At 60.8% G+C, this 23,791-nt stretch carries 20 protein-coding genes and 1 pseudogene; 13 read left to right on the top strand and 8 right to left on the bottom strand.

Annotation, left to right across the window (positions count from 1 at the left end; translation table 11 throughout):
* Both CRO23_RS21190 and CRO23_RS21185 read left to right on the top strand, forming a co-directional pair.
* Complete coding sequence (locus CRO23_RS21190) at positions 1 to 771, top strand: 3-hydroxybutyrate dehydrogenase (protein WP_097102830.1); 771 nt, start codon at positions 1 to 3, stop codon at positions 769 to 771.
* Between the two features lie 369 nt (positions 772 to 1,140).
* Positions 1,141 to 2,277: a porin gene (locus tag CRO23_RS21185; RefSeq protein ID WP_033638822.1), complete on the top strand. Its 1,137-nt coding sequence runs from the start codon at positions 1,141 to 1,143 to the stop codon at positions 2,275 to 2,277.
* A gap of 38 nt (positions 2,278 to 2,315) precedes the next feature.
* Here the strand turns inward: CRO23_RS21185 and CRO23_RS21180 are convergent, their stop codons facing one another.
* Positions 2,316 to 3,137 (bottom strand): AraC family transcriptional regulator, encoded by an 822-nt coding sequence (locus CRO23_RS21180; RefSeq protein ID WP_004933266.1) that lies wholly within the window; start codon positions 3,135 to 3,137, stop codon positions 2,316 to 2,318.
* 120 nt (positions 3,138 to 3,257) lie between these two features.
* On the opposite strand from CRO23_RS21180, the gene CRO23_RS21175 reads away from it, so the two are divergent.
* The 3 genes and pseudogenes from CRO23_RS21175 to CRO23_RS21165 form a co-directional block, all read left to right on the top strand.
* Positions 3,258 to 3,635, top strand: coding sequence for a hypothetical protein (locus tag CRO23_RS21175; protein WP_016929221.1), 378 nt, complete (start codon positions 3,258 to 3,260; stop codon positions 3,633 to 3,635).
* Between the two features lie 13 nt (positions 3,636 to 3,648).
* Positions 3,649 to 4,524: a helix-turn-helix domain-containing protein gene (locus tag CRO23_RS21170; protein WP_079451109.1), complete on the top strand. Its 876-nt coding sequence runs from the start codon at positions 3,649 to 3,651 to the stop codon at positions 4,522 to 4,524.
* 229 nt (positions 4,525 to 4,753) lie between these two features.
* Positions 4,754 to 5,671 (top strand): annotated as a pseudogene (locus CRO23_RS21165) (L,D-transpeptidase family protein); the annotation flags it as partial.
* 249 nt (positions 5,672 to 5,920) lie between these two features.
* Here CRO23_RS21165 and CRO23_RS21160 read toward each other — a convergent pair.
* Both CRO23_RS21160 and CRO23_RS21155 read right to left on the bottom strand, forming a co-directional pair.
* A complete protein-coding gene (locus tag CRO23_RS21160) occupies positions 5,921 to 6,217 on the bottom strand; it encodes a hypothetical protein (RefSeq protein ID WP_016929218.1) in 297 nt (98 codons plus the stop codon).
* Between the two features lie 12 nt (positions 6,218 to 6,229).
* Positions 6,230 to 7,249, bottom strand: coding sequence for a hypothetical protein (locus CRO23_RS21155; protein WP_028127883.1), 1,020 nt, complete (start codon positions 7,247 to 7,249; stop codon positions 6,230 to 6,232).
* Between the two features lie 653 nt (positions 7,250 to 7,902).
* On the opposite strand from CRO23_RS21155, the gene CRO23_RS21150 reads away from it, so the two are divergent.
* The 5 genes from CRO23_RS21150 to CRO23_RS21130 are packed head-to-tail and all read left to right on the top strand — an operon-like array spanning position 7,903 to position 13,284.
* Complete coding sequence (locus CRO23_RS21150) at positions 7,903 to 8,310, top strand: ExbD/TolR family protein (RefSeq protein WP_004933244.1); 408 nt, start codon at positions 7,903 to 7,905, stop codon at positions 8,308 to 8,310.
* A gap of 1 nt (position 8,311) precedes the next feature.
* Positions 8,312 to 9,070 (top strand): energy transducer TonB family protein, encoded by a 759-nt coding sequence (locus CRO23_RS21145; protein WP_079451108.1) that lies wholly within the window; start codon positions 8,312 to 8,314, stop codon positions 9,068 to 9,070.
* A 39-nt stretch (positions 9,071 to 9,109) separates the two neighbouring features.
* Complete coding sequence (locus CRO23_RS21140) at positions 9,110 to 11,344, top strand: TonB-dependent receptor family protein (RefSeq protein WP_016929216.1); 2,235 nt, start codon at positions 9,110 to 9,112, stop codon at positions 11,342 to 11,344.
* A gap of 46 nt (positions 11,345 to 11,390) precedes the next feature.
* Positions 11,391 to 12,041, top strand: coding sequence for a MotA/TolQ/ExbB proton channel family protein (locus CRO23_RS21135; protein ID WP_016929215.1), 651 nt, complete (start codon positions 11,391 to 11,393; stop codon positions 12,039 to 12,041).
* Positions 12,034 to 13,284 (top strand): phospholipase D-like domain-containing protein, encoded by a 1,251-nt coding sequence (locus CRO23_RS21130; RefSeq protein ID WP_097102828.1) that lies wholly within the window; start codon positions 12,034 to 12,036, stop codon positions 13,282 to 13,284. Before CRO23_RS21135 ends, CRO23_RS21130 begins: the two co-directional genes overlap by 8 nt.
* Before the next feature lie 37 nt (positions 13,285 to 13,321).
* Here CRO23_RS21130 and CRO23_RS21125 read toward each other — a convergent pair whose 3' ends face one another.
* The 4 genes from CRO23_RS21125 to CRO23_RS21110 all read right to left on the bottom strand — a co-directional run bounded on the left by CRO23_RS21125 (position 13,322) and on the right by CRO23_RS21110 (position 18,813).
* Positions 13,322 to 14,431 (bottom strand): DmpA family aminopeptidase, encoded by a 1,110-nt coding sequence (locus CRO23_RS21125; RefSeq protein ID WP_097102827.1) that lies wholly within the window; start codon positions 14,429 to 14,431, stop codon positions 13,322 to 13,324.
* A gap of 2 nt (positions 14,432 to 14,433) precedes the next feature.
* Entirely contained in the window at positions 14,434 to 15,810 is a 1,377-nt protein-coding gene (locus CRO23_RS21120) for an APC family permease (RefSeq protein WP_016929212.1), read from the bottom strand.
* Between the two features lie 143 nt (positions 15,811 to 15,953).
* Positions 15,954 to 17,462 (bottom strand): CoA-acylating methylmalonate-semialdehyde dehydrogenase, encoded by a 1,509-nt coding sequence (locus CRO23_RS21115; RefSeq protein ID WP_016929211.1) that lies wholly within the window; start codon positions 17,460 to 17,462, stop codon positions 15,954 to 15,956.
* A gap of 10 nt (positions 17,463 to 17,472) precedes the next feature.
* Positions 17,473 to 18,813 (bottom strand): aspartate aminotransferase family protein, encoded by a 1,341-nt coding sequence (locus CRO23_RS21110; RefSeq protein WP_097102825.1) that lies wholly within the window; start codon positions 18,811 to 18,813, stop codon positions 17,473 to 17,475.
* A gap of 135 nt (positions 18,814 to 18,948) precedes the next feature.
* Between CRO23_RS21110 and CRO23_RS21105 the strand changes: the two genes are divergently transcribed.
* Positions 18,949 to 19,878 (top strand): LysR family transcriptional regulator, encoded by a 930-nt coding sequence (locus tag CRO23_RS21105; RefSeq protein WP_016929209.1) that lies wholly within the window; start codon positions 18,949 to 18,951, stop codon positions 19,876 to 19,878.
* A 258-nt stretch (positions 19,879 to 20,136) separates the two neighbouring features.
* Here the strand turns inward: CRO23_RS21105 and CRO23_RS21100 are convergent, their stop codons facing one another.
* Positions 20,137 to 21,264: an iron-containing alcohol dehydrogenase gene (locus CRO23_RS21100; RefSeq protein ID WP_097102823.1), complete on the bottom strand. Its 1,128-nt coding sequence runs from the start codon at positions 21,262 to 21,264 to the stop codon at positions 20,137 to 20,139.
* Positions 21,265 to 21,493: 229 nt separating this feature from the next.
* Here CRO23_RS21100 and CRO23_RS21095 point away from each other — a divergent pair, with 229 nt between their 5' ends.
* Together CRO23_RS21095 and CRO23_RS21090 are read left to right on the top strand one after the other, a co-directional pair.
* Positions 21,494 to 22,252, top strand: a complete 759-nt coding sequence (locus CRO23_RS21095) for a helix-turn-helix transcriptional regulator (RefSeq protein WP_097102821.1) — start codon at positions 21,494 to 21,496, stop codon at positions 22,250 to 22,252.
* 220 nt (positions 22,253 to 22,472) lie between these two features.
* Positions 22,473 to 23,774 (top strand): NAD(P)/FAD-dependent oxidoreductase, encoded by a 1,302-nt coding sequence (locus CRO23_RS21090; RefSeq protein WP_016929206.1) that lies wholly within the window; start codon positions 22,473 to 22,475, stop codon positions 23,772 to 23,774.
* Positions 23,775 to 23,791 lie beyond the last annotated feature (17 nt).

Here is a 23,791-nt window from a genome sequence, read left to right as displayed (position 1 = left end):
ATGAGTGTACAAGGCAAAACCGCGCTGGTGACCGGCTCGACCAGCGGCATCGGTCTCGGGATCGCGTCCGTGCTGGCCGCCGCCGGCGCGCGCGTGATCCTCAACGGCTTCGGCGATGTGGAAGCGGCGAAGACGCAGGTTGCCCGGCTGGGCGCCGCGCCGGGGTATCACGGCGCCGATCTCGGCGATGCGGCCCAGATAGCGGACATGATGCAGTATGCCGAACGTGAGTTCGGCGGCGTGGACATTCTGGTGAACAACGCCGGCATTCAGCACGTGGCGCCGCTGGATCAGTTCCCGGTGGAGAAATGGAACGCCATCCTCGCCATCAACCTGTCGGCGGTGTTCCACACTTGCCGATTGGCGCTGCCGGGGATGCGCGAGCGCCACTGGGGGCGCATCATCAACGTAGCGTCGGTGCACGGGCTGGTGGCGTCGAAAGACAAGTCGGCCTATGTGGCGGCCAAGCACGGCGTGGTGGGGCTGACCAAGACGCTGGCGCTGGAGACCGCCCGCACGCTCGTCACCTGCAACGCCATCTGCCCCGGCTGGGTGCTGACGCCGCTGGTGCAGCAGCAGATCGACAAGCGCATCGCCGCCGGTGCCGATCCGCAGCGGGCGCGCGATGAGCTGTTGGCGGAGAAGCAGCCTTCGCAAGAGTTCGTCACGCCAGAGCAACTCGGCGAGCTGGCGCTGTTCCTGTGCAGCGATGCGGCGGCGCAGGTGCGCGGCGCGGCCTGGAACATGGACGGTGGCTGGCTGGCGCAGTAGTGAGATTTTCCCCGGAGCGCGCAACGCGCTCCGTCGTTATTTCCCGCCTTTAATTAATTCCCTCGCGTGACGGTTTACCTGCGGCAATAATATTTATTTGTTATTTGCTATCTTTATTTCCAGATAATCACGAAGGGTTATTTTGGGTGAAGCGTGCGGATTGGTTTATTTCGTGCTGCGATTATTACATTGTTTTTCTCCGTGTTACAGGTGAACACGTGTTTGCTGAAATTAAATCCAACCTGAAATAATGGCAGGTTATGGCGTGAATTTTTATATCTTGCGTGCGATGTTCACATCGGTTAATTATTTCTACGTGGCTTAAGACCACCGCGTTTATAACAATAATTTTTTCGGGCAGGGGTAATAATGAGAAAAAATACAACGCCAATATTCATTGGCGGCGTCTTGCTGTCGGCGTTATCCGCCGGCGCACAGGCCGAGATCACCATTCTGGATAAAAACCCGCAGAGCAATGTGTTGCTGGCGCCGCTCAGTTTAAAGGTGGGCGGCAGCATTCGCCCCGAGTGGATCTTCAATAACGGCCCGGAGCCGGGCTATGACAAAAACGGCCACGACGGCGGCACGCGTTTTCGCTTCAGCGGCGATTATGCGCTGACGCAGGACACTTCGATCATCGGCTATTACGAGTGGGGCGTCGATCTGGCGCACGCGCTCAGCTGGGACGGGCATTATAACGAAGACGGCAAGCGCGACTATCAGCGCCAACTGTACGCCGGTTTCAAGGACGATCGTTACGGCACCCTGACCTATGGCCATCAATACGGCATCTATTATTCGGTGGTCGGCATTAAAAGCGACGTCTGGGATAACGATGGCCATGCGGGCGGCACCGGCATCGGCATTTCCGGCGACTATGACGGCGGCAATAAACCGAAAAACAGCATCAAATACACCAATGATTTCGGGCCGGTCACGCTGTACGCCAACTATTTATTGCCGGAAGACGATCTGCACACCGCGGATAACCTGATTTACCGCCGCAAGGGCGGTGGCGGGCTGGGCTTCGATTATAAGGTGACGAAGGATTTCACCTTCAGCGCCGCCTACAGTTATACCGACGCGAAGATCAAAGACAATCTGTACCACGAACAGGATTATCACCAGCAGCTGTCCGGCACCGCGTTGACCTGGCAGCCGAACAACTGGTACATCGTCGGCACCGCCAGCTACTACAAAGATTATGTGCCGAGCACCCGCCAGCGCACGCTGTCGCACTTCTTCGCCGGTGACGGCTACGGGCTGGAAGGCTTCGTCGGTTATACCTTCAATATCGACAAGCCGTTCCTCAAATCCGTCCAGCCTTATGTGGCGGCGGACTCGCTGCGGCTGAAGGGAGACGAGGCGTATCACGCCAACCACGTCTATCTTGGCGCGGGCACCACCATCGGTTACGGTCTTTCGGTGTATGTGGAGCGCACGCTGGCCAACAGCAGCGACAACGAGCCGGATTCCACCTGGATAACGGTGTTCTACGATTTCTGATTTTCACCTGCTCCAAGCCGGCGCCTGCGCCGGCTTTTTCACATGGTAATTGCGCCGCCCAGGGTTTCTCCAGAGGCGTTGCGCTCCGCCAGGTAGCGCGCCGGCGGTTTGCCCACCGCCTTTCTGAACATGGTGACGAAGCCGCTGGCGCTCTCGTAGCCCAGATCCAGCGCCACCGTCTGTACGCTCTCGCCCTGCGTCAAGCGCTGCAGCGCCAGCATCACGTGCAACTGGCGCCGCCAGTGGCCGAAGCTCATGCCCATCTGCTGTTGCAGCGTGCGGCTGAGGGAGCGTTCGCTCATGCCGATGCGCTGCGCCCACTGCCCGAGGGTGGATTTGTCCGCCGGGCTGCTCAGCATGCCTTCGGTCAACTGCCGGATGCGCGCGTCGTCGGACACCGGCAGATGCAGATTCTCGATCGGCGCGGCCGCCAACTGATCCAGCAATACCGCCGTCAGACGCCCCTCGGCGCCCTGTTCGTCGTAAAGCGGCTCGAAGGTGCTGGCCTGCAGCAGCAGCTCGCGCAGCAGCGGCGAGACCGACAGCGTGCAGCAGCTTTGCGGCAGGCCGGCGGCGGCATGTTGATCGACGAACAGGCAGTAGGCCTCGGTGGAGCCGGCGCCCTGGGCGTTGTGCAACACGTTGCCCGGCATCCACAGCGCGCACTGCGGCGGCACCAGCCACAGCCCGTTTTCCACTTCGCAGCGGATCATGCCGCGCACGGTGTAGATCAGTTGCGCCTTCCGGTGGCGGTGCGGCTCGACTTCCCAATCCTGTTCGAGGGTCGACCCCTGCAGGGCAAACAGCGGGCGCGGCACTTGATCGATATCCAGACAGTGGCGGGGGATCTGTACTTTCATGAGAATAGTTCTCAATTTGGCGGAATTGGAAAGTATTATGTCCTGATTGCGCAATGCGGTCTAGCGCCGGTGCCGATAAAGTAAGCGCCAGTCCTAAACCCTTTCGCGAGGAAACTGATTATGTCATTGGATACCGCCGATTTTCCGCTGGTGTGGATGCGCCGAAACGGGCGCGATACCCAGGCCGAGCTGGCCGAATTCAGCGCGCTGCTGGCGCGCGCCGAACCTTTTGTTCTGATCACCGACCGCAGCGTCGGCGATGAAGAAGAAGAACATGACCGCGATGCTCGCACCCAGGTGGCGCTGTGGAAACGCGATAACCGCGAGGCGCTGAAGCGGTGGGTGAAAGGCATGATCATGCTGGAGCCGGACGACGCCAAACGCGCGGCGGCGGAAGAATTCGCCGAATACGGCGCCAAATTCTGGGGCTATCCGGTGCTGGTGGCCGCCAATGAAGCCGCAGGCCGGGTATTGGCGCAGACGTTATTGATCAAATAAGGGGGAGAACACCATGCACCAGCAACAGGTGATTGAACAGCTGCTGGCCTGGATCGAACAGAGCCTGGATCAGCCGCTGACGCTGGACGATATCGCCGCCAAGTCCGGCTACTCCAAATGGCATTTGCAGCGGATGTTCAAGCAGCATACTGGCCATATTCTCGGCACCTACGCGCGCCGCAGAAGGCTGACCGCCGCCGCGCGTGAACTGCGCCTGACCGGCACCAGCGTGGCCTGCATCGCCGATACTTACCAGTTCGATTCGCAGCAGACCTTCACCCGTTGCTTCCGCAAGCAGTTCGGTCTGCCGCCGGCCAGCTATCGTCGCAGCCAGGATTGGTCGAGCTATGGCCTGCAGCCGCCGCTGCGCCTGACCGAAGCGCCATTGCCGCAGGCCGATATCGTGACGCTGCCCGCCATGCAGTTGGTGGGCCATACCCAGCGCCGCAGTTTTACCCTGGGGCAACTGGCGGCCTCCAAGTGTGAGCTGCGCCGCCACGCCTGGCGGCAGTTGCTGCAGCCGCAGGTGCTGCCGGAGGTAGTATACGGCCTTACCAGTCTGGAAGTTGACCGGCGCCGCCGGGGCAGCCCGCGCATGGCCTACACCGCCGCTCTGCCGGACGAAGGGGCGCCGGGAGAGCGGGTGACTATCGAGCAGGGCGAGTATGCCCGTTTCACCTACCAGGGACAGGCGGAAGGGTTACAAAACTTTATTGTCCGGCTGTATGACACCGCCATGCCGCAGATGAACGCCATCCGCCGGCCGGGGCAGGATATCGAGCGTTTCTACCCGGCGCAGGAGGGCAGTTGCCCGCTCGGTGGCGCGGCGATCCGCTGTGAATACCTGATCCCGATACGGCGAGAGGAAGCGTTGGCCGCCGCCAGCTAGGCGGCGGTTCTCGCAAAAAATCGCCTTCGTGGCGCGTGAGGTTACAAAAAATTGCGATATTACATCGGTAATGGTTCACACTTTGATTGATGTGCACATATAATGCGCATCCGGTCCAATCCCCCTGTTTTTCAGGCCGCAGCGAGTGGCTGCCGGCTGAAACTCATCGGGGCGAAGTGGCCGTAGAAACCGATATCCCTAATCGCCAGTGGCCTTGACCAACACGAAGATGAAAATGAGCATTCGCGCGTTATTAACCCTGTTTACGGCACTGGTTGCATTCAGCCAGGCTGCCTTCGCCGTCGTTTACCCGCTGCCGCCAAAAGACAGCCGTTTGGTGGGCGAGAATATCCAAATCACCGTACCGGAAGACAGCAAACTGCCGCTGGAGAGCTTCGCCGCCCAGTATCAGATGGGGCTGAGCAACATGCTGGAGGCCAACCCGGGCGTGGATCCGTTCCTGCCGAAGGCCGGCAGCACCCTGACTATCCCGCAGCAGCTGATCCTGCCGGACGCGCCGCGTGAAGGCATCATCATCAACAGCGCCGAAATGCGTCTGTACTATTACCCGAAAGGCTCCAACACCGTGGTGGTGCTGCCGATCGGCATCGGCCAGCTGGGTAAAGACACCCCGCTGAACTGGACCACCACCGTGCAGCGCAAGAAAGACGGCCCGACCTGGACGCCGACCGCCAAGATGCGCGCCGAATACGCGGCTGACGGCGAGATCCTGCCTGCGGTGTTCCCGGCCGGCCCGGATAACCCGATGGGGCTGTATGCGCTGTATGTCGGCCGTCTGTACGCCATCCACGGCACCAACGCCAACTTCGGCATCGGCCTGCGCGTGAGCCACGGCTGCGTGCGTCTGCGCGCCGACGACATCAAGTACCTGTTCCAGAACGTGCCGGTCGGCACCCGCGTGCAGTTCATCAACGAACCGATGAAGGCCACCGTCGAACCGGACGGCTCGCGCTACGTGGAAGTGCACAACCCGCTGTCGGCCAACGAAGAGCAGCTGCAATCCAAGGATCCGGTGCCGTTGACCATCTCTGCGCCGGTCGGCAAAGTGCTGATGGACGCCGGCGTCAACCAGAGCGAAGTGGACGCGGCGATCAAGGCCCGTTCCGGTATGCCGGTGAAAGTGAACTGATCGCCTCGGGCTCAGTGACAATGCCAAGAAGACGCCTGCGGGCGTCTTTTTTTGTGGTGTTTGGCCTGCGAACGTTGCATGGGCTTATGCAGACGCGCAGCGGGGCAGGATATCCAGTGCTAGTGCGCATGAGGCGTTTTAGGTAAACCAGGCTGGAGGACTGTCAACAACGACACGCTGTATAGTGTATGCCGCCTGTCCCCCAGCCCTGGTTCGCCGCTTGCTTGGCAAGCGGCTTCGTTAATGTCAGGGAAATTGGTAGTACAACTTTCCAACGACAATATTCAATGCGGGAATATCATCAGAGGTGTTGCTGCTTTGAAGGGCTTCTATTGCACCTTCTGTCCAGTACAGTAAATCGCTGATAACAAGGGGGCTCAATATTGAAGGATCGATACTGTATACTTTTCCGATGAAAGCAGACAGTTTCAAACTGATATAGACAAATACGTTCCCATTGGGCGTGGTGATCATGTTGTCGCATTCTTTTTTAAGAATATGCAGAGCATTAACAAGCTCATCTTTTTGTTCTTTAGTCGCCATGATATTGTCCTCTTAAAGAGCCGCTACCAGAAGCGGTGTGAAGTCTTTGACAAAGTCTTTTATATATCCTAAGGCCTCCTTTAAATTTTCCTGTTGGATTTTTAGTTTTTCTTCTTTTATTTTTTTATCGATAATGTTGTCATCGATAATCGAGATTAACCCTTCATGGTACCGCTGGAAGGCCTCAATCGCCTGTTCGGCCGCGGTGGGGTTTTTGATACTTTTTTGCGTCAGGTTATTGAGCGTGATAATGTTATCGATATAGACAGCGGACTTTTCCATGTCAGAGGGTTGAGGGGATTTGGGCGTTCTTTTGTTAAAATTGTCGACGGTGAAGTTGAAAATGTCCTGTTTCATTACGTCATCATATTGCGTCTTTAGCTGATGGATATCTTGCTTAACCAACTCCATATTATCATTCTGGTTTTTTCCTTCTTGTTTAATCAATTTGGCAATGTCGCGTCCGTTTTTTTCCTCTTCAGCGAGCCTTTGCAAGAACCCCGCCAGGTTACTGACGGACTTTTTTTGGTTATCGGTGAGGTTAGCCAGCGATTTTACCGATTCGGCTTTGGTCAATGCCTTGTCCACAAGATCGCCCACCGGGTATGTCGGATCCGCTGTGTACACCGTCAGGGCGGAGAGATAGCTGGAGAAAGCAGAGAGAATGTCCAGGTCCGGCTGGAACATCTGTAGATCCAATGGCATAAGGTTAAGTAGCATAACATTATTATTTTTGAAGTCCTGAGGCGTGGCGCAAAGAGGTGAGTTTGGATTAGGTACAGATGACTCGTTAATTCTTACTGTTATCTTTCCGTCTGTATTAAATTTGCAATTAGGTTGAGTCGCGTAGACAACAACGGCCCGTTTTTGTTGAAGCGCCAACAATACGTCAAAATATTTTTTTGATTCGCCTATAGCTTCATGCCCGGCAGTGACTGTTTCTTTAGTATGGTTGATAGTGAGTTTTCCGGAACTGCAGCTAACCAGCAATAATGTGATGGCTAGCATGGAAATGGATTTTTTTGTTTTCATGGCCTTTCTCGCTGTGGTCGTTAAATTATTAACAGTAACAATTTTTCAAGGCATTTAGGACGAGTGTTATAGCAATGGAATTTTGACCTTCAAAGACGGAAGGCGCATCAAAGGAATGCTAATAAGAATGATGTATTCCAAGGTTGCTATTGTGATTTTTATTTCTTCATAGTCTGCAAATCATTATCGTGATAAGATAAGCTTTCATGGTGTTATTATTAAATCTACTGCTTATCTTGCATTATTCCAGTTGATTTATGTCTGACTTGTGCGCGTTCTAATAAATTGTGTCATTCATCGTCCTGGTATCTTTATTGTCGATATTTTATTCCAGATGTGGCGATGCTGGCAGGATAAGCTGATGGGATATTTGGGTAACGGCTCCTTCGCCTGAAGTGGTGGCATTCTGCTGTGTCGGCCTGATTGTCACTATTCTCACATTTTCGGCATGCCGGTAGCCTTGTCTATACGTCACTCTGCAATTATTCCAATAAAAACTATCGCTAATTAATAAGTTATATCTACTCCCTTATCGCCTGCCATTGAAAAAATTCTCGCAAAAAATCCGTACTGTGAAAATAAGATCACACAAGCGTAACAAAAGGTAAACAAACCCCTCCTATATTGGCTGCTTCGCTTTTGGAGGGAGTGTCATGCGTAACTGGAACGAACCGAAAAAGAACAAAGCGCACATCGAACTGATCCCGATGATCGACGTGATGATGTTTTTATTGGTGTTTTTCGTCTTGATCAGCCTGAACGTCATCCCGGCGCTCGGGCTGAAAACGCAGTTGCCGTCCGCCGGCAGCGCGCAACAGCTGAAACCGCAGAAGAAAGCGATCATCACGCTGGGGGCCGACGAACAGCTGCAGCTGGATGGCCAGCCGATCGCGCTCGACGCGTTGGTCAACACGCTGAAACAACAGCAGCAGGCCAACCAGACCACCACCATCATCGTCAACAGCGATAAAGGCGTGGCGGTCGAGCGGCTGGTGGCGGTCATGGACAACCTGCGCCAGGGCGGCTTCTTCTCCGTCTCCATCGCGACACGGAAGCTGTGACATGTATCTGCTCTATCGCTCACGTCATCTTTTCAGCTGGTTGCCGGCGCTGATTGTCGCCGGTTGCCTGCTGTTCGCCAGCCAACAGGCGGCGCTGAAGATCCAGCCGCGCTATGACGAAACCGCCATTGAACTGGCGCTGGTGGAACCTGAACCGGCGCCGGAACCCCAACCGGAAACGCCGCCGGAACCTCAGCCCGAACCGCCGCCGCCCGAGCCCGAGCCGGAGCCGATCCCCGAACCGGTGGTGCCGGCGCCGGAACCGATCGTGGAAGCCAAGCCGGTGCCGAAGCCACAGCCGAAGCCCAAACCCAAACCCAAACCGGTGAAAGAGAAAGCCAAACCGGTAGAGAAACCCAAACCGACGCCGGCGCCTGCCGTACCGCGCGCGCTGGCCAGCAAACCGGCGGCGCAGCCCGCACCGGCCGCCCCCGCGGCGCCGAAGGTGAACGCGCAGGCGATAGAAAACGGCTACCTGCTGGCCTTGCGCCGTGAGCTGGAACAGCGCAAGCGCTACCCGAGCGGGCGGCAGGCCTCGCTCGAGCGTCCGCAGGGCAACGTCGAGGTGTGGTTGGAGGTCGATCGCAGCGGGCGGGTGCTCTCTTCCGGCATCGCCAACAAAGCCGCCAGCATGCTGCTGAATCGCGCGGCGATGAGCAGCCTGCAAAGCATCAGTTCAGTGAAGCCGTTCCCGAGCGAGGCGTTCGCCGGGCAAACAACCAAAAGATTTACCGCGACGTTCAATTATCAGGCGCCTTAGCGCAAGGGTTAATCGTTTGATTTTTATGGGATGCACACAATGAAATCGTTTAATCGTTCTGGGATCTATCTGGCGGTGATGCTGCCGGGCGCCGCGCTGGCGGCCGACGCCACCGATGTCGGCACCATCAGCGTCAAGGGGCAGTCGCTCGGCGGCGGCATGATGGTGCAGGATGACAGCGCCAAGGCGCGCTCCACCGTCACCAAAGAAGCGATGGACAAAATGCCGTCGGCGGCCAACGCCATCGATAAACTGAAATACACGCCGGGCTTGAACGTCAACAGCAACGACGCCAGCGGCCTGAGCGGCGTGGACTACACCATGCGCGGCATGAACTCGGATCAGATCGGCCTGTCGATGGACGGCATCCCGATCAATGACTCCGGCAACTACGCGGTCTACCCGAACCTGCTCGGCGATGCGGAGAACCTGGAAGAGGTGTTCGTCACCCAGGGGTCTTCCGAAGCGGACGGCCCGCACATCGGCTCCAGCGGCGGCAACATCGGCCTGGTGACGCGCCGCCCGGCGAAAGACTTCGGCGGTTTCGTCAAGCAGACGCTGGGCAGCAACAGCCTGAGCAAAACCTTCGCCCGCCTGGAAACCGGCGAGTATAACGGCTTCAGCAACTGGCTCTCCTATTCGCACACCGAGGCGAAGAAATGGCGCGGCGAGGGGCGGCTGTACTCCGACAAGTTCGAGATGAACTCGCTGTATGAAGACGGCAACGGCAACAGCAGCAATCTGGTGATGAAGTACAACCGCCAGAACAACACCAACTACAACACCCTGAGCAAGGCGCAGTTCCAAAACGACGGTCGTGACACCGATTATGTCACCTCGCCGGAGTACAACAGCAAAGGGCAGTTGAACAAGTATTACAAGATTGAACGCAACCCGTTCGAGAACTTTACGCTGTCGTTCACCCAGAAACTGCAGCTGCGCGACAACCTGTCGCTGACTCTGCAGCCCTATTACTACTGGGGCAACGGCGGCAGTTTCAACGGCCAGACGGCGTCGGTATTGTCCAGCACGTCGGACAGAGCCGGGCAGTATGACCTCAGCAACCTGCAGTCCAACACCTATTACCGCCCGTCGTGGACCCAAACCTGGCGGCCGGGCATCACCACCAAGCTGAAATGGGACATCAACGAGCAGCACAGCCTGGACGTCGGTTATTGGTACGAGCGCGCGCGCCAGTTGCAGACTCAGCCGTTCATCAGCATCAAGGGCGACGGCAACCCGTCACAGATTTGGGGGAAACCTGGCGGTTCCGATCAGGTGAAGGACGCCAACGGCAACACCGTGCAGGGACGCAACCAGTACACCATCACCCCGGCGCAGAAAGTGTGGCTGCAGGACACCTGGTTCGCCACGCCGGACTGGACCTTCGTCGGCGGCCTGGCCTATCAGTATGTGGAGCGCAAAGGGGACAACCGCGGCAGCCTGTACAACGTGCCGGAGAAGCGCAAAGCCACCTATCACGAATTCCTGCCGAACTTCAGCGCCAGCTATAAGGTGAACCAGGAAAACCAGGTGTTCTACAACCTGACGCGCAACATGCGCACGCCGCCAAACTACGTGCTGTACAACGTCGGCGACTCGCTCAGCACCAAGCCGGAACTGAGCTGGAACCACGAGCTGGGCTGGCGTTTCCAGCAAGAGGACATGCTGCTGAGCGCCACGCTGTTCTACATGCGCTACAGCGATCGCCAAATCTCCACCACCAACGCGGCCGGCGACTACGAGATGATGAACATCGGCAACGTGGAGAACAAAGGGCTGGAGCTGGAGTGGAGCGGCCAACTGCCGCATAACTTCAACTACTACACCTCTTATACCTATACCCAATCGAAGCAGAAGAGCGACATCGTCAGCAATGGCGGGCAGCCGCTGCCGACCTCCGGCAAAGAGGTGCCGAACGTGCCGAAAAACCTGCTGAACATGACGTTGGGTTATGACGACGGGCTGTATTACGGCAGCGTCAGCGGCAAGTACGTCAGCGCGTTCTACGGCGATCTGACCAACGACGAGAAGATCGGCGGCCGCACGGTGTTCGATCTGGCGGCGGGGGTGCATCTGCCGGTGGACAAGAAAATCGTCAAAAGCGCCGCGCTGCGCTTTGGCATCAGCAACCTGTTTGACAAGGAATACCTGACCTCGGTGCGCACCACCACCTTCAACGCGGCGCCCTACGGCGGTGTGAAGGCCAGCACGCCGTATTACAACGTCGGCGAAGAACGCACCTTCAGCGTCTCGCTGGAAGCCACCTTTTAACTGAATACCCCGCTGCCTGCCGTGCGGCGGGGAAGAGGAAACCTGTATGGACGCCAATCTGTTGCACGACATTATTTTCTACGTGATGTACGCCGCGCTGGCGATTGCGCTGGTGATCATCATCGAACGCACGCTGTACTTCGCCTATACCCAGCGCCAGGCACGCCGGCTGGAGCAGGCGCTGACGCCGGAGGTGCGCCGCGCCGCCGATTTGCCCGACGCGCTGACCCAGCGCAACAGCCTGCCGATGGCGGTGATCGCGCCGGTGCTGGCGCAGAAACACCGCGCCGGCGACCGCGAGGCGATCGGCGATCTGATCGACGCCCAGTACCTGCTGAGCAAGCCGCCGATGGCGCGCGGCCTGTGGCTGCTGGAAACCGTGGTCACCGCCGCGCCGTTGCTGGGGCTGCTCGGCACGGTGATGGGGATCATCGAAACCTTCAAGGCGCTGGCCGCCTCGGGGGTGTCCGAGCCGAGTCTGGTGTCGGCCGGCATGGGCACCGCGCTGTACGCCACCGGGCTGGGCATCGCCATCGCGCTGCTGTGCCTGGTGGCCAACAATTTTCTGCAGAGCCGCATGGAGCGCATCAACGAACTGCTGAAGGTGCTGCTGATCCGCGCCGGTCAACCGGCCAGCCGTCCGGAGAGCGGCAGCGGCGAACAATGGGTTGACAGCGGAGCGCCGCGCTATGCCTAATGGCCATCCAGCACGGCGGCCGAGAGGCCGCCTTTATACGGCATTGTGGAGCGGTTGTTTGTTGATGTTGAGCCAGAGCGCTGCGGCGCGTTTTGCTATTCCCGGTTACGAGCTGGTGTACACCGCGCCGGTGGAAACCGCGCTGCAGGCCGACGACCTGCGCAACACCGCCGAGGTGTGGCGCGAGATGTTCGACGCGGCGAAAACCCGCATCGACCTGGGGCAGTTCTACGTGGCGAATCAGGACGGTTCGCTGCTGGACGGCGTGCTGCAGCACCTGAAGGCGGCCGGCGAGCGCGGGGTGAAAATCCGCTTTTTGGTCGAAGAGAAGGGCCTTCGCATTTCTACCGCCGAAACGCTGGAACAGCTGAAGGCGATCCCCAATCTGGAGCTGCGCATCATTCCTTACCAGAAGCTGAGCGGCGGCATCCTGCACGCCAAGTATCTGCTGGTGGACGGCGAGCAGGCGTTCGTCGGCAGCCAGAACTTCGACTGGCGCGCGCTGGAACACATTCACGAAACCGGGCTGCGCATCAGCGACGCCAGGGTGGTGGGGCAGATCCAGGCGATCTTCGAACAGGACTGGCGGGCGCAGGCGCTGCTGGCGCAGGATAAGCCGGTGCCGGCGCTGCCCGACTCGCCGCCGACCGCGCCCCCGCAGGGCAACTATCTGGTGGCCAGCCCGCGCGCCTACAATCCGGCAGGGGTGATCGACTCGCAGGCCGAGCTGCCGCGCCTGCTGGCCGACGCCAAACGGCGGGTGCGGGTGCAGGTGATGGACTACGCGCCGCTGTCGTTCGGCCCGGAACGCAGCCGTCCCTTCTATGCGGTGATCGACAACGCGCTGCGCAGCGCGGCGGCGCGCGGCGTGCAGATCGAGCTGATGGTGGCAAACTGGAACACCAAAAAGCCGGATATCGCCTGGCTGAAGAGCCTGGCGCTGGTGCCGAACGTGCAGATCAAGGTGGTGACCATTCCGCCGGCCAGCAGCGGCTTCATCCCGTTTGCCCGGGTGATCCACAGCAAGCTGATGACCATTGATGATGAGATCGCCTGGGTGGGCACCAGCAACTGGACCGGCGGCTATCTGGACAACTCGCGCAATCTGGAGTTGGTGCTGCACAGCACGGCGATGAGCGGGCGGTTGGACCAGCTGTACCAACAGCTGTGGGACAGCGTCTACGCCGAGCCGTTGAAGCTGGATTACGATTACCCGACGCCCAAACCGGGCGGCGAATCCTGATAATCAGGGCGCGGTTAACCCCCGCGCCCTGTGTTTTTTACCGCCGCCAGCCGGCTTTCTCCAGCGCCGTCACCAGCTGTTCGGCGCTCAACCCTTCCGCCCGATGGCCGTTGCCGCTGACAGTATTGGCCGCCAGCAACGCATTGACGATCGCTTCTTCCACCGCTTCCGCCGCCGCGGCGAACAGCGCCGAAATGTAGTCGTTGTTCACCATGCGCAGCGGCGTGGTGAAATCGCCTTTATTGGCGTAGTCGGCGGGCGGCAGGCCGTCGTTGCCGGTGGCGAAGGCGATGAAAATGTCGCCGCTCGAATCCTCGGTGCCGCCGCCGGTGCGGGCGATGCCGATGCTGGCGCGCTGCGCCAGCCGCGCGCACTGGTGCGGCAGCAGCGGCGCGTCGGTCGCCAGCGCCACCACGATGGAGCCCATGCCGGGATGCGGCAACTGCGGCGTGAACGGCGAGGGGAGATGCCCCAGGTGGCGGCCCACCGGGTAGCCGCCCACCAACAGCGACTCGCGCTTGCCGTGGTTGGCCTGCACGATGGCGCCCACCGTCCAGCCGCCTTGATCGGCGGGCAAGCGGCGCGATGCGGTGCCGCTGCCGCCTTTGAATTCATGGCAGATCATGCCGCTGCCGCCGCCGACCGCGCCTTCCTGCGGCAAGCCGCTCCGGGCCGCTTGCTGCGCTTCGCGCACGTGTTTAGCCTTGACGTGAAAGCCGTTGATGTCGTTGAGCAGGCCATCGAAGGTTTCCATCACCACCGGCATATTCCAGTACACCGCGTTGTCGCTCGCGGGCAGCGCTTCACGCTCCAGCGCGATCAGCGCATCGCGCACCACGCCCACGCTGTGGGTATTGGTGAAGGCGATTGGGCTGGTCAGCAGGCCCGCTTCGCGCACCCATTCCAGGCCGGTGGCGTCGCCGTTGCCGTTCAGCACGTGCACGCCGGCGAAGCAGGGCGCGTGGCGGGCGGAGCCGGGGCGCGGTTCGATCACCGTCACGCCGGTGCGCACGCTGCGCCCGTCCGCCAAGTCGGCATGAATGCTGGCATGGCCGACGCGCACGCCGGGCACGTCGGTGATGGCGTTCAGCGGGCCGGGCGTGCCCTGGCCGATGATGATGCCCAGATCCTGAGCGCGCTGCGTCATGGTTATTCTCCTTCTATAGAGGGGGCGGCGAGGGGCGCCGTCTGGCGGCCGCGCAGATGGTTCAGCGCCAACCCGAAGCCGATGATGCCGGCAATGATAATAAAGTCTTTCAGGCTGCTGGCGATCAAAATCGTCCACAGCACGTACAGGCAGCACAGCAGCGCCACCACCACCGGCAGCGGCCACAGTGGCATCAGGTACGGGTGGTGGAAGTGGCGGCGACGGCGACTGATCAGCGCCGCCACCGCCATGATGATGTACACCAGCAGCAGCAGGATCACGGTGAATGAGGTCAGCGATTCGAGATCGGAGCAAAACGCCAGCAGCGCCGAGGGCACGCCGAACAGCAGGGTGGCGATCCAGGGGGTGCCGAAACGCGGGTGGATGATTTTCAGCGCCCGGTTGAACGCCGGCAGCCAGAAGCCGTCACGTCCGCTGGCGAACATCATGCGGCTGAACTGCGCCACGATGGCGATAATGGCGTTGAACACCGACAGATAAATCGCGCCGCTCACCACCCGCGCCAGCGTCGGGCCGCCGAGCTGGGTGACCACGTAGCCGACCGGATCGGCCTGTTTGGCCATCTCCGTCAGCGACGGCGAGCCGATCAGCAGGGCGGTGAACGGCACCAGTTCCACCAGCACCACGATGGCCAGCGTCAGCATGATCGCGATCGCCATCGGCCTGCCCTGTTCGCGCATGTCTTCCGCCATGTACACCGCCGCGCCGTAGCCGTTGTAGGAGAACAGCGCGACCCCGACCATGGCGACGATCAGCGGCAGCGATACCGGCGCCAGGCTGCCCTGCGCGTCCAGCATCACCGGCGCGGTGAGGATCTCCGTACTCTGATGCGGGTGGCTGAAGCCGAGCCAGGCGATCAGCGCCAGCACCGCCACTTCCACCACCAGAAAGGCGCCGGTCAGCAGGGCGTTGGCCTTGATGTTGAAAATGGCGCAGATACCGCCGACCAGCACGGTGAGCATGCCGGCGGTGGAGGCGTCGAATTGGGTGCCCAGCGCGGTATTCAGGTAGGGCACTGCGCCGGTGGCCAGCACCGCTGGCACGAACAGCGAGGCGCTGAGGATAAACAGGTAGGTCTGCAACCCGCACAGGGTGCCGAACAGGCGCTTGATGATGCTGTATTCGCCGCCGGCGCTGGGGTGTGCGGCGCCGAGCTCGGCATAGCACAGCGCGATGGCGGCGGCGACGCAGGCGGCGATCAGAAACGACAGAAAGGCGCCGCTGCCGGCGTTGGCGATCGCCAGCGGCGCGATAACGAAGATCGAACTGGCCGGCGTCACGCCGGACGCGGTGATCATTACCACGTCGAGGACGCTGAGATTGCCTTTGAAGGTGTGTTCAGGGGCGGACTCTTTCATTGGGAACTACTCCATTAACGCTTGGGTGAATTGTTGTTGCCGCCAGAAGGGCGGCTCTGTTGTCCTGCGTAAAGATGAAATGGAGCGCGTGGAAATACCGGGGAAGCGAACTTCCCCGGAAAGGACTTTTCGTTATTCTGGGATTACCCCTGCCCCGACGGGAAGCTGAAGCTGGCGAGCCGGGCGTCGCCGGAGGCCGGCCAGCGCTGGGTCACGGTCTTGCGTTTGGTGTAGAACCTGACCGCGTCCGGGCCGTAGGCGTGCAGATCGCCAAACAGCGAGCGCTTCCAGCCGCCGAACGAGTGGTAGGCCACTGGCACCGGCAGCGCCACGTTGATCCCCACCATGCCGACCTGAATGCGGCTGGAGAAGTAACGCGCCGCTTCGCCGTCGCGGGTGAACAGGCAGGTGCCGTTGCCGTATTCGTGGGCGTCGATCAAGGTCATCGCCTCCTGCAGCGACGCCGCGCGCACCACGCCGAGCACCGGGCCGAAGATCTCTTCCTGATAGATGCGCATGCCCGGCGTCACGCGATCGAACAGCGTCGGGCCGAGGAAATACCCCTGGCTGGGGCGGCCGTCGTCGCCGGTCACGCTCAGCTCGCGGCCGTCCACCAGCAGCTCGGCGCCTTCGGCCACGCCCTGCTCGATATAGCCTTTCACCTTCTGATAATGCTGTTGGGTCACCAGCGGCCCCATGTCGTTGCGATTGTCGCTGCCGGGGCCGACGCGCATGGCGGCCATCTGTTGCCGCAGCCCGGCGATCAGCGCATCGGCGGTGCCTTCACCCACCGCGACCACCAGCGGGATGGCCATGCAGCGCTGGCCGCAGGAGCCGAACGCCGCGCCCATCAGCGCGCCGACCGCGCCGGGGATATCGGCGTCCGGCAGCACCACCGCGTGGTTCTTGGCGCCGCCCAGCGCCTGCACCCGTTTGTTCTGACCGCAGCCGGTGTGATAGATGTGCTCCGCCACCGGCGTTGAGCCGACGAAGCTGATTGCTTTGACGCGCCCGTCATGCAGCAGCGTCTCCACCGCTTCGCGATCGCCGTTGACCACGTTGAGCACCCCCGGCGGCAGCCCGGCTTCCGCCGCCAGCCGCGCGATATACAGCGCGGCGGAAGGGACGCGCTCGGAAGGCTTCAGCACGAAGGTGTTGCCGCAGGCGACCGCCATCGGCCACATCCACAGCGGCACCATCGCCGGGAAGTTGAACGGCGTGATGCCCGCCACCACCCCCAGCGGCTGAAACTCGCTCCAGCTGTCGATGCCTGGGCCGGCCTCTTTGCTGTGTTCGCCTTTCAGCAGTTCCGGCACATAGCCGGCGTATTCGATATTCTCGATGCCGCGCTGCAGTTCGCCCAGGGCGTCGCTGAGCACTTTGCCGTGCTCGGCGGTGATCAATTGGCAGACGGCGTCGGCATGTTGCTCCAGCAGATCCTTGAGCTTCATCATGATGCGCGCGCGTTTCAGCGGCGGGGTATCGCGCCAGGCGGGATAGGCCTGTTCGGCGGCGGCGATGGCGCGCTCCACCGTGGCGCGGTCGGCCAGCTGCACCTCCTGCGCCGATTGGCCGGTGGCCGGGTCGTAAACCGGCTGGCTGCGTTCGCCGCCGGCGGCGGGCTCGCCGTTGATCCAATGGGTGATGGTCATGATTCTCTCCTTATTCGGTGGCGTTGAGGGCGTCGCCGACGGCGTTGATCAGCGCGTCGATCTGCGCTTCGCTGCTGATGAACGGCGGCGCCAGCTGCAGGGTGTCGCCGCCGTAGCGCACGTAAAATCCGCTTTCCCAGCAGCGCATCGCCGCCTCGAAGGGGCGCCGCGCCGGTTCGCCGGGCCGCGCCGCCAGCGTGATGCCGGCCGCCAGGCCGATATTGCGAATGTCGGCGACGTGTTTGGCTCCTTGCAGGCTGTGCACCGCGCGTTCGAAATAGGGCGCCAGCGCCTGTACGCGCTCCACCATCTGTTCGCGCTGCAGGATGTCCAGCGTCGCCAGCGCGACCGCGCAGCTGACCGGATGGGCGGAGTAGGTGTAGCCGTGCGGGAATTCGAGCTGGTAGTCCGGCTCGCCGCCGTTCATGAAGGTTTGGTAGATCTCCGGCCGCACCACCACCGCGCCCATCGGCTGCGCGCCGTTGGTCACCTGTTTGGCGATGTTCATGATGTCCGGCGTGACGCCGAACGCCTCGGCGCCGGTCATCGCGCCGCAGCGGCCGAAGGCGGTGATCACTTCGTCGAAGATCAGCAGAATGTCATGCTGGGTGCAGATCTCGCGCAGGCGCTGCAGATAGCCGACCGGCGGCACGATCACGCCGGCGGAGCCGGAGAACGGTTCGACGATCACCGCGGCGATCGTCGAGGCGTCGCGCAGCGCGATGATGCGGTTGAGCTCTTCCGCCAGCTCCGCCCCCTGTTGCGGCATGCCGCGCGAAAAGGCGTTGCCGGCCAGCAGGGTGTGCGGCAGGTGGTCCGCCTCGGCGCCGGCGCCGAACGCCTTGCGGTTGCCGGCGATGCCGCCGACCGAGATACCGCCGAAGTTAACGCCGTGGTAGCCCTTTTCCCGGCCGATAAAGCAGGTTTTGCCCGCCTGGCCTTTGGCGCGCCAGTAAGCGCGCGCCATTTTCAGCGAGGTGTCCGCCGCTTCCGAGCCGGAGCCGGTGAAGAACACGTAATCCAGCCCCGCCGGCGTCAGCGCTTTGATTTTGTTGGCTAGCTCGAACGACAGCGGGTGGCCGAACTGAAACGCCGGCGAGTAATCCAGCGTCGTCAGCTGGCGCTGGGCGGCGTCGGTGATTTCCTGCCGGCCGTGCCCCAATCCGCAGCACCACAATCCGGACAGGCCGTCGAAAATCTTTCTGCCGTCGTGGCTGGTGTAATACGCCCCCGCGGCTTGAGTAATGATGCGCGGCTGCGCTTTAAAATTGCGGTTGCCGGTGAAAGGCATCCAATGGGCCTCTAATCCTGCGGCATCGAGGTTATTTAGCGGGTGATTTTCAGCGGCCATGTTTTCCTCCGAACAGGAAAATAAGAGCGATTAATGAAATAAACTGAGTTGTTAACGAATTGTTGTGCGAAATTGACTATGTACCGCTTGTTCTCTACTGTGAATAATCATATGTCGAAACTTACTTAAGGTTTTATGCAAGTAAAAAAGCGCGCGCTGTTAGGACAATTGTCGGATATGGATCTGCGTTTGCTGCGGGTATTCAAGGCCGTGGTCGACTGCGGCGGCATGAGCGCCGCCGAACTGGAGCTGAATATCAGCCTGTCGACCATCAGCAAGCACATCAAGGATCTGGAACAGCGGCTGGGCCTGACGCTGTGCCAGCGCGGGCGTGAGGGCTTTGCGGTCACCGACGAGGGGCTGATTATCTACCAGGAAACCGTCAACCTGCTGGCGGCCACCGAGGCATTCCGGCGCGGGGTGGACGAGGTGCACCAGCGCATGGGCGGGCAGCTGCACGTGGCGATATTCGACCATACGGTCAGCAATCCGCAGGCGCAGATCGGCCGGGCCATCGCATTATTCAGCGAGCGCGCGCCGGAGGTTTCTTTGCAAATGTACGTGGAGCCGATTAATACCATTGAACGCGGCGTCATTGACGGGCAATTTCAGGTTGGCGTTATTCCCATGCACCGCAGCGCGGAAAGTTTATCTTATCATTCGTTATTCAGTGAGAGGATGTTCTTATATTGCGGCGCGCAGCATGAATTATTTTCCGGCCCCCATGAAACATTAAATTGGGATCTGCTGCACAATTATGCCTTCGCCGGATTAGGCTATCATTCGCCGAATATGGAACTGAGCCTGCAGCAACATTTGCATCGCAAGGCGACGGGGTTTGCGCAGGAGTCGATCGCCACGCTGATCCTGTCCGGCAAATACGTCGGCTTTTTGCCGGATCACTACGCGGCGTTTTTCGTGGCGCAGAATATGATGCGGGCGATCAAACCGGCGCTGTTCCGCTATCACTGCGAATACTCCAGCGTGCTGCGCCGCTCGCCGGTGCCGCAGCGGGTGGTGAAGCTGTTCCATGAGTGCCTGCTGGCGGCCCACGGAACAGCGTGACGCTTACTGTTCTTTCTTCTTGCCGAAGATTCTGATCAGCGCGCCGACCAGGATGCCGACCGCGATGCCGGCGAAGATCCAGCCGATGATGCCCATTTCCTTACTCCTGCTAGTGCGTTGATCTGATTATACCCGTCATACTTGAAACTGCATCTGTGTTGGCTGCGAGTGCGTACGCCAGTCACTTACTTGAGTAAGCTCCTGGCGAGCCGCCTCTTGCCGCCGGGATGCAGCTCCAACTATTTAGGGTAGATATCATCATTCGACGCGAAACGCCTCTTCGATCATCCGTTGCCGCTGCGCCGGCGCATAGTCGATCCAGGAATTCTTGCTGTTGGATTTCTCCAGCGCCACCGCCAATTCCTGGCCGGAAATCGGCAAATCGTCCTGCCAGAACGGCGCGATGGCGTGGCGGGTGATGAAATCGGTCAGGTAGCTCTCCGGGCTGCCCTGCCAGTGCGGGTACAGTCTGGCGGCCAGCTCGGCCATCAGCGCGCGCTGCTGCGGCTGTTCGCTGTTTTCCAACAGGGCGAGGAACGGCAGCAGCAGGCGACCGCAGACCTGCCCGTGGTGGTAGTCGCGCAGCGCGCCGATCTCGCCGGCGATGCCGTGAATGACCCCCAGCCCGGCGGCGCTCAGCGTCAGCCCGCCGAGGTAGGAAGCCTGCATAATGGCTTCGCGCGCCGCGTCGCTGCGGTTGAGCGCCGGCCAGGCGGCGAGGAAGTGGCGGATGCCGCTCAGCGACATGTCGCGCGTCATGGCGCCGGCGGTTTTCGACAGATAGGCCTCGAACAGGTGGGTGAAGGCGTCGATGGCGCAGTAGGCCAGCACCTTGTCCGGGGCGCCCGCCAGCAGCTGCGGATCGAGAATGGCGGTGTGCGGCACGAAGTTGTTATGGCGCAGCGAGGCTTTCACCTTGCTGATCTGGGTATCGGTGATCACCGCGTTCTGCGTCACCTCGCTACCGGTGCCGGCGGTGGTGGGAATGGCGATCAGCGGCAGGGTGGCGCCGCTGATTTTGCTGTCGCCCACCTTTTCCATATAGCGCAGCGTTGGCAGCGGGTGCTCAACCAGCGCGGAGAACGCTTTGGCGGCGTCCAGCACGCTGCCGCCGCCGATGGCCACCACGCGCCGCGCCTGTCCGCGCCAGCGCGCCACCCAGGCGTCGATTTCCTGCGGCGACGCCTCGTGGCTGACGATCTCGGTGCCGATGAACAGCGGTGCCAGCGATTCGCGCAGGCCGGCGTACACCGGGCCGTTGAGAAAAGATCGGCAGCTGAACAGCAGCGTCGGCTGCGGATCGGCAAGCAGCAGCGGCGACAGCTGTTGGATGCTGCCGTGGCCGAACCAGGTCTGGCGGTTGGCGATGATGTGGCTGACGGACATGAGGTCTCCTTGACGGCGTTGCAGGTCGCGATGCCACAGCATAAGCCAGCGGGCGCGGAGCGGCCACCGCTTTCCCCGCCGCGGCAACCTGTGAGTTGTTTAACATGTAAACGATCGCGTTCTTGCATTTCGGCGCTGCGGATGCTTTTTTTAACAGTACCGGCCGCCATGCGGCCGACCCCATCCGGAATCGGTAGGTTGTTAATGTATTAATAATGGCGAGGCGGGTATGGAAATTCAGGTTGAACGCTTGTCTGCGGTGATCGATGCGGTGGCCAGCCCGCGCTTTTATCCCAGCCTGTTGAATTGGCTGGAAGGGTTCTTCGCCTTCGACAACGCCATCGTCTATGCCTTCGAACGCGGTCGGCCGCCGCATTGCCTGATCAAAACCGAGCGGGAAAACAGCGATGCGGTCAACCAGCTCTACCAACAGGGCGCCTACCTGCAGGATCCGTTTTACCGCGCGCTGAGCGACGGCGGCGAAGGTGAGGTGCTCACGCTGCGCCAGCTGGCGCCCTGCGGGTTTTATCACAGCGACTATTATCGCAATTTTTATCGCAAGACCGGCTGGCACGACGAGGCCGGCGTGCTGCTGCAGCTGACGCCGGAGCGCGGGCTGGGGGTGTTCTTCGGCTCGGCGCGCCGCACGGTGGCGGTGCGCTACCCGCAACGGGCGGATCTGCGCAGCGCGTTGACGCTGGTGAAAAGCGTGGCTCGGTTGCACGGTGAGGTGGTGGCGGCGCCGGCCGAGGACGCGACGGTGAACAGCGACGGCGCCCAGGCGCGCTATCTGCTGACGCCGCGCGAGCGCGAGATCGTCGATCTGATCCTCGCCGGCTGCGGTTCGCCGCAGATTGCCGACCGGCTGTTCATCAGCCTCGGCACGGTAAAAAACCACCGCAAGAACATCTACGGCAAGCTGAACATCGGTTCGCAGGCCGAACTGTTCAGCCTGCTGCTGACCGCCCCGCAGCGGCGCAGCGCGTGAATGTATCGATGTATCCCCTATAGCTTTCAAGCTACAGCTAGGCGGCCAGGACGATAGTCCCCAGGAGCTTACTTAGGTAAGTGACTGGGGTGAACGTCAGCAGCCAACAACGCTGTAGTTTGAAAGATGAAGGGGACGAATGTCCCTAAGGGGACATAGCGAACGATCCCACTGCTCCTGATAATCCGATGTCATGGCATAGGCAATCGGGAGTGCGGCAGTGAACAACGAAATCGAGTCCTTAACCTACTACGCGGCGACCAAAAAATACGATCTGCGCTTCCCGACGCTGGAAGAGGATCTGGACGTCGACGTGGTGATCATCGGCGGCGGCTTCTCCGGCATCAACACCGCGCTGGAGCTGGCGGAGAAGGGCATCACCAACATCGCCATTCTCGAAGGCCGCTATCTGGGCTACGGCGGCACCGGGCGCAACGGCGGCCAGGTGATGGCTGGCATCGGCCACGATCTGGAGAAGATCAAACGCCACGTCGGCCCGGCCGGGCTGGAAACCATCTTCAAGATCAGCAACCTCGGCGCCGGCATCATCCGCGAACGCATCAAGAAATATGACATCGACGCCGACTTCTGCTTCGGCTACGGCTATCTCGGCAGCAACGCGCGCCAGGAGAAGACCCTGCGCGGCTGGCTGAAGGAGTTCAGGGCGGTGGCGCCGGAGGAGGAAATTGAGCTCTACACCGGGGCGGAGGTCAAGCAGGTGGTGGGTTCCGACGCCTACACCTGCGCGCTGAAACACATGGGTGGCGGCCACGTGCATTCGCTCAACCTGCTGCTGGGCGAGGCCAAGGCGCTGAGCGGCTACGGAGTGAAAATCTTCGAGAACAGCAGCGTGCTCGACGTCGAGTATGGCCCGCGCATCACGGTGCGCACCGCCATGGGCTCGGTGCGCGCCAACAAGATGCTGTGGGCCTGCAACGGCTTCCTCAACGGCATGGAGCCGCAGATCTACCGCAAGACCATCAATACCTACGCCTTCCAGCTGGCCACCGAGCCGCTGTCTGACGAACTGATCCGCCAGATCAGTCCGATCCGCGGCGCTTACAGCGACATCCGCCCGGTGATCGACTATTACCGGGTGACCAACGAAAACCGGCTGCTGTTCGGCAGCGCCACCCGCCTGATCGAATATTTCCCGTCGGATCTCAAGGCCTGGAACCGCAACCTGATGCTGAAGGTGTTCCCGTACCTGAAAGACGTGAAGATCGATCTGGCCTGGGGCGGCCCGCTGTGCTGCAGCGCGAACCTGTTCCCGCAGATCGGCACGCTGCCGGATCGCGACAACGTGTTTTACGTGCAGGGCTACTCCGGCTTCGGCGTGACGCCGAGCCACATCGTGTGCAAGGTGCTGGCGGAGGGCATGAGCGAAGGATCCGATCGGTACGATCTGATGAGCTCGATCCCGCACGTCAACATCTTCGGCAAGGACAAGCTGCGGCGGGTGATGACCACCGCCGGTAAGGTTTGGCACCAGACATCCGGCTACTGGAAAGGCCGCCGTTAACCCTCAGAGGAGAATGA

Source organism: Serratia sp. JKS296 (genome assembly GCF_900215445.1).
Lineage (GTDB): Bacteria > Pseudomonadota > Gammaproteobacteria > Enterobacterales > Enterobacteriaceae > Serratia > Serratia marcescens.
The sequence above is the reverse complement of the archived record's forward strand: the minus strand, read 5'-3'. Positions and strand labels throughout refer to the sequence as shown.

Bases quoted from the DNA above. Each gene is read 5' to 3' on its own strand.
- CRO23_RS21140 (WP_016929216.1), top strand. From the start codon at position 9,110: ATGAAATCGTTTAATCGTTCTGGGATCTATCTGGCGGTGATGCTGCCG.
- CRO23_RS21150 (WP_004933244.1), top strand. From the start codon at position 7,903: ATGCGTAACTGGAACGAACCGAAAAAGAACAAAGCGCACATCGAACTG.
- CRO23_RS21095 (WP_097102821.1), top strand. From the start codon at position 21,494: ATGGAAATTCAGGTTGAACGCTTGTCTGCGGTGATCGATGCGGTGGCC.
- CRO23_RS21135 (WP_016929215.1), top strand. From the start codon at position 11,391: ATGGACGCCAATCTGTTGCACGACATTATTTTCTACGTGATGTACGCC.
- CRO23_RS21175 (WP_016929221.1), top strand. From the start codon at position 3,258: ATGTCATTGGATACCGCCGATTTTCCGCTGGTGTGGATGCGCCGAAAC.
- CRO23_RS21110 (WP_097102825.1), bottom strand. From the start codon at position 18,813: ATGGCCGCTGAAAATCACCCGCTAAATAACCTCGATGCCGCAGGATTA.
- CRO23_RS21100 (WP_097102823.1), bottom strand. From the start codon at position 21,264: ATGTCCGTCAGCCACATCATCGCCAACCGCCAGACCTGGTTCGGCCAC.
- CRO23_RS21120 (WP_016929212.1), bottom strand. From the start codon at position 15,810: ATGAAAGAGTCCGCCCCTGAACACACCTTCAAAGGCAATCTCAGCGTC.
- CRO23_RS21145 (WP_079451108.1), top strand. From the start codon at position 8,312: ATGTATCTGCTCTATCGCTCACGTCATCTTTTCAGCTGGTTGCCGGCG.
- CRO23_RS21180 (WP_004933266.1), bottom strand. From the start codon at position 3,137: ATGAAAGTACAGATCCCCCGCCACTGTCTGGATATCGATCAAGTGCCG.
- CRO23_RS21185 (WP_033638822.1), top strand. From the start codon at position 1,141: ATGAGAAAAAATACAACGCCAATATTCATTGGCGGCGTCTTGCTGTCG.
- CRO23_RS21130 (WP_097102828.1), top strand. From the start codon at position 12,034: ATGCCTAATGGCCATCCAGCACGGCGGCCGAGAGGCCGCCTTTATACG.
- CRO23_RS21170 (WP_079451109.1), top strand. From the start codon at position 3,649: ATGCACCAGCAACAGGTGATTGAACAGCTGCTGGCCTGGATCGAACAG.
- CRO23_RS21115 (WP_016929211.1), bottom strand. From the start codon at position 17,462: ATGACCATCACCCATTGGATCAACGGCGAGCCCGCCGCCGGCGGCGAA.
- CRO23_RS21105 (WP_016929209.1), top strand. From the start codon at position 18,949: ATGCAAGTAAAAAAGCGCGCGCTGTTAGGACAATTGTCGGATATGGAT.
- CRO23_RS21160 (WP_016929218.1), bottom strand. From the start codon at position 6,217: ATGGCGACTAAAGAACAAAAAGATGAGCTTGTTAATGCTCTGCATATT.
- CRO23_RS21190 (WP_097102830.1), top strand. From the start codon at position 1: ATGAGTGTACAAGGCAAAACCGCGCTGGTGACCGGCTCGACCAGCGGC.
- CRO23_RS21125 (WP_097102827.1), bottom strand. From the start codon at position 14,431: ATGACGCAGCGCGCTCAGGATCTGGGCATCATCATCGGCCAGGGCACG.
- CRO23_RS21155 (WP_028127883.1), bottom strand. From the start codon at position 7,249: ATGAAAACAAAAAAATCCATTTCCATGCTAGCCATCACATTATTGCTG.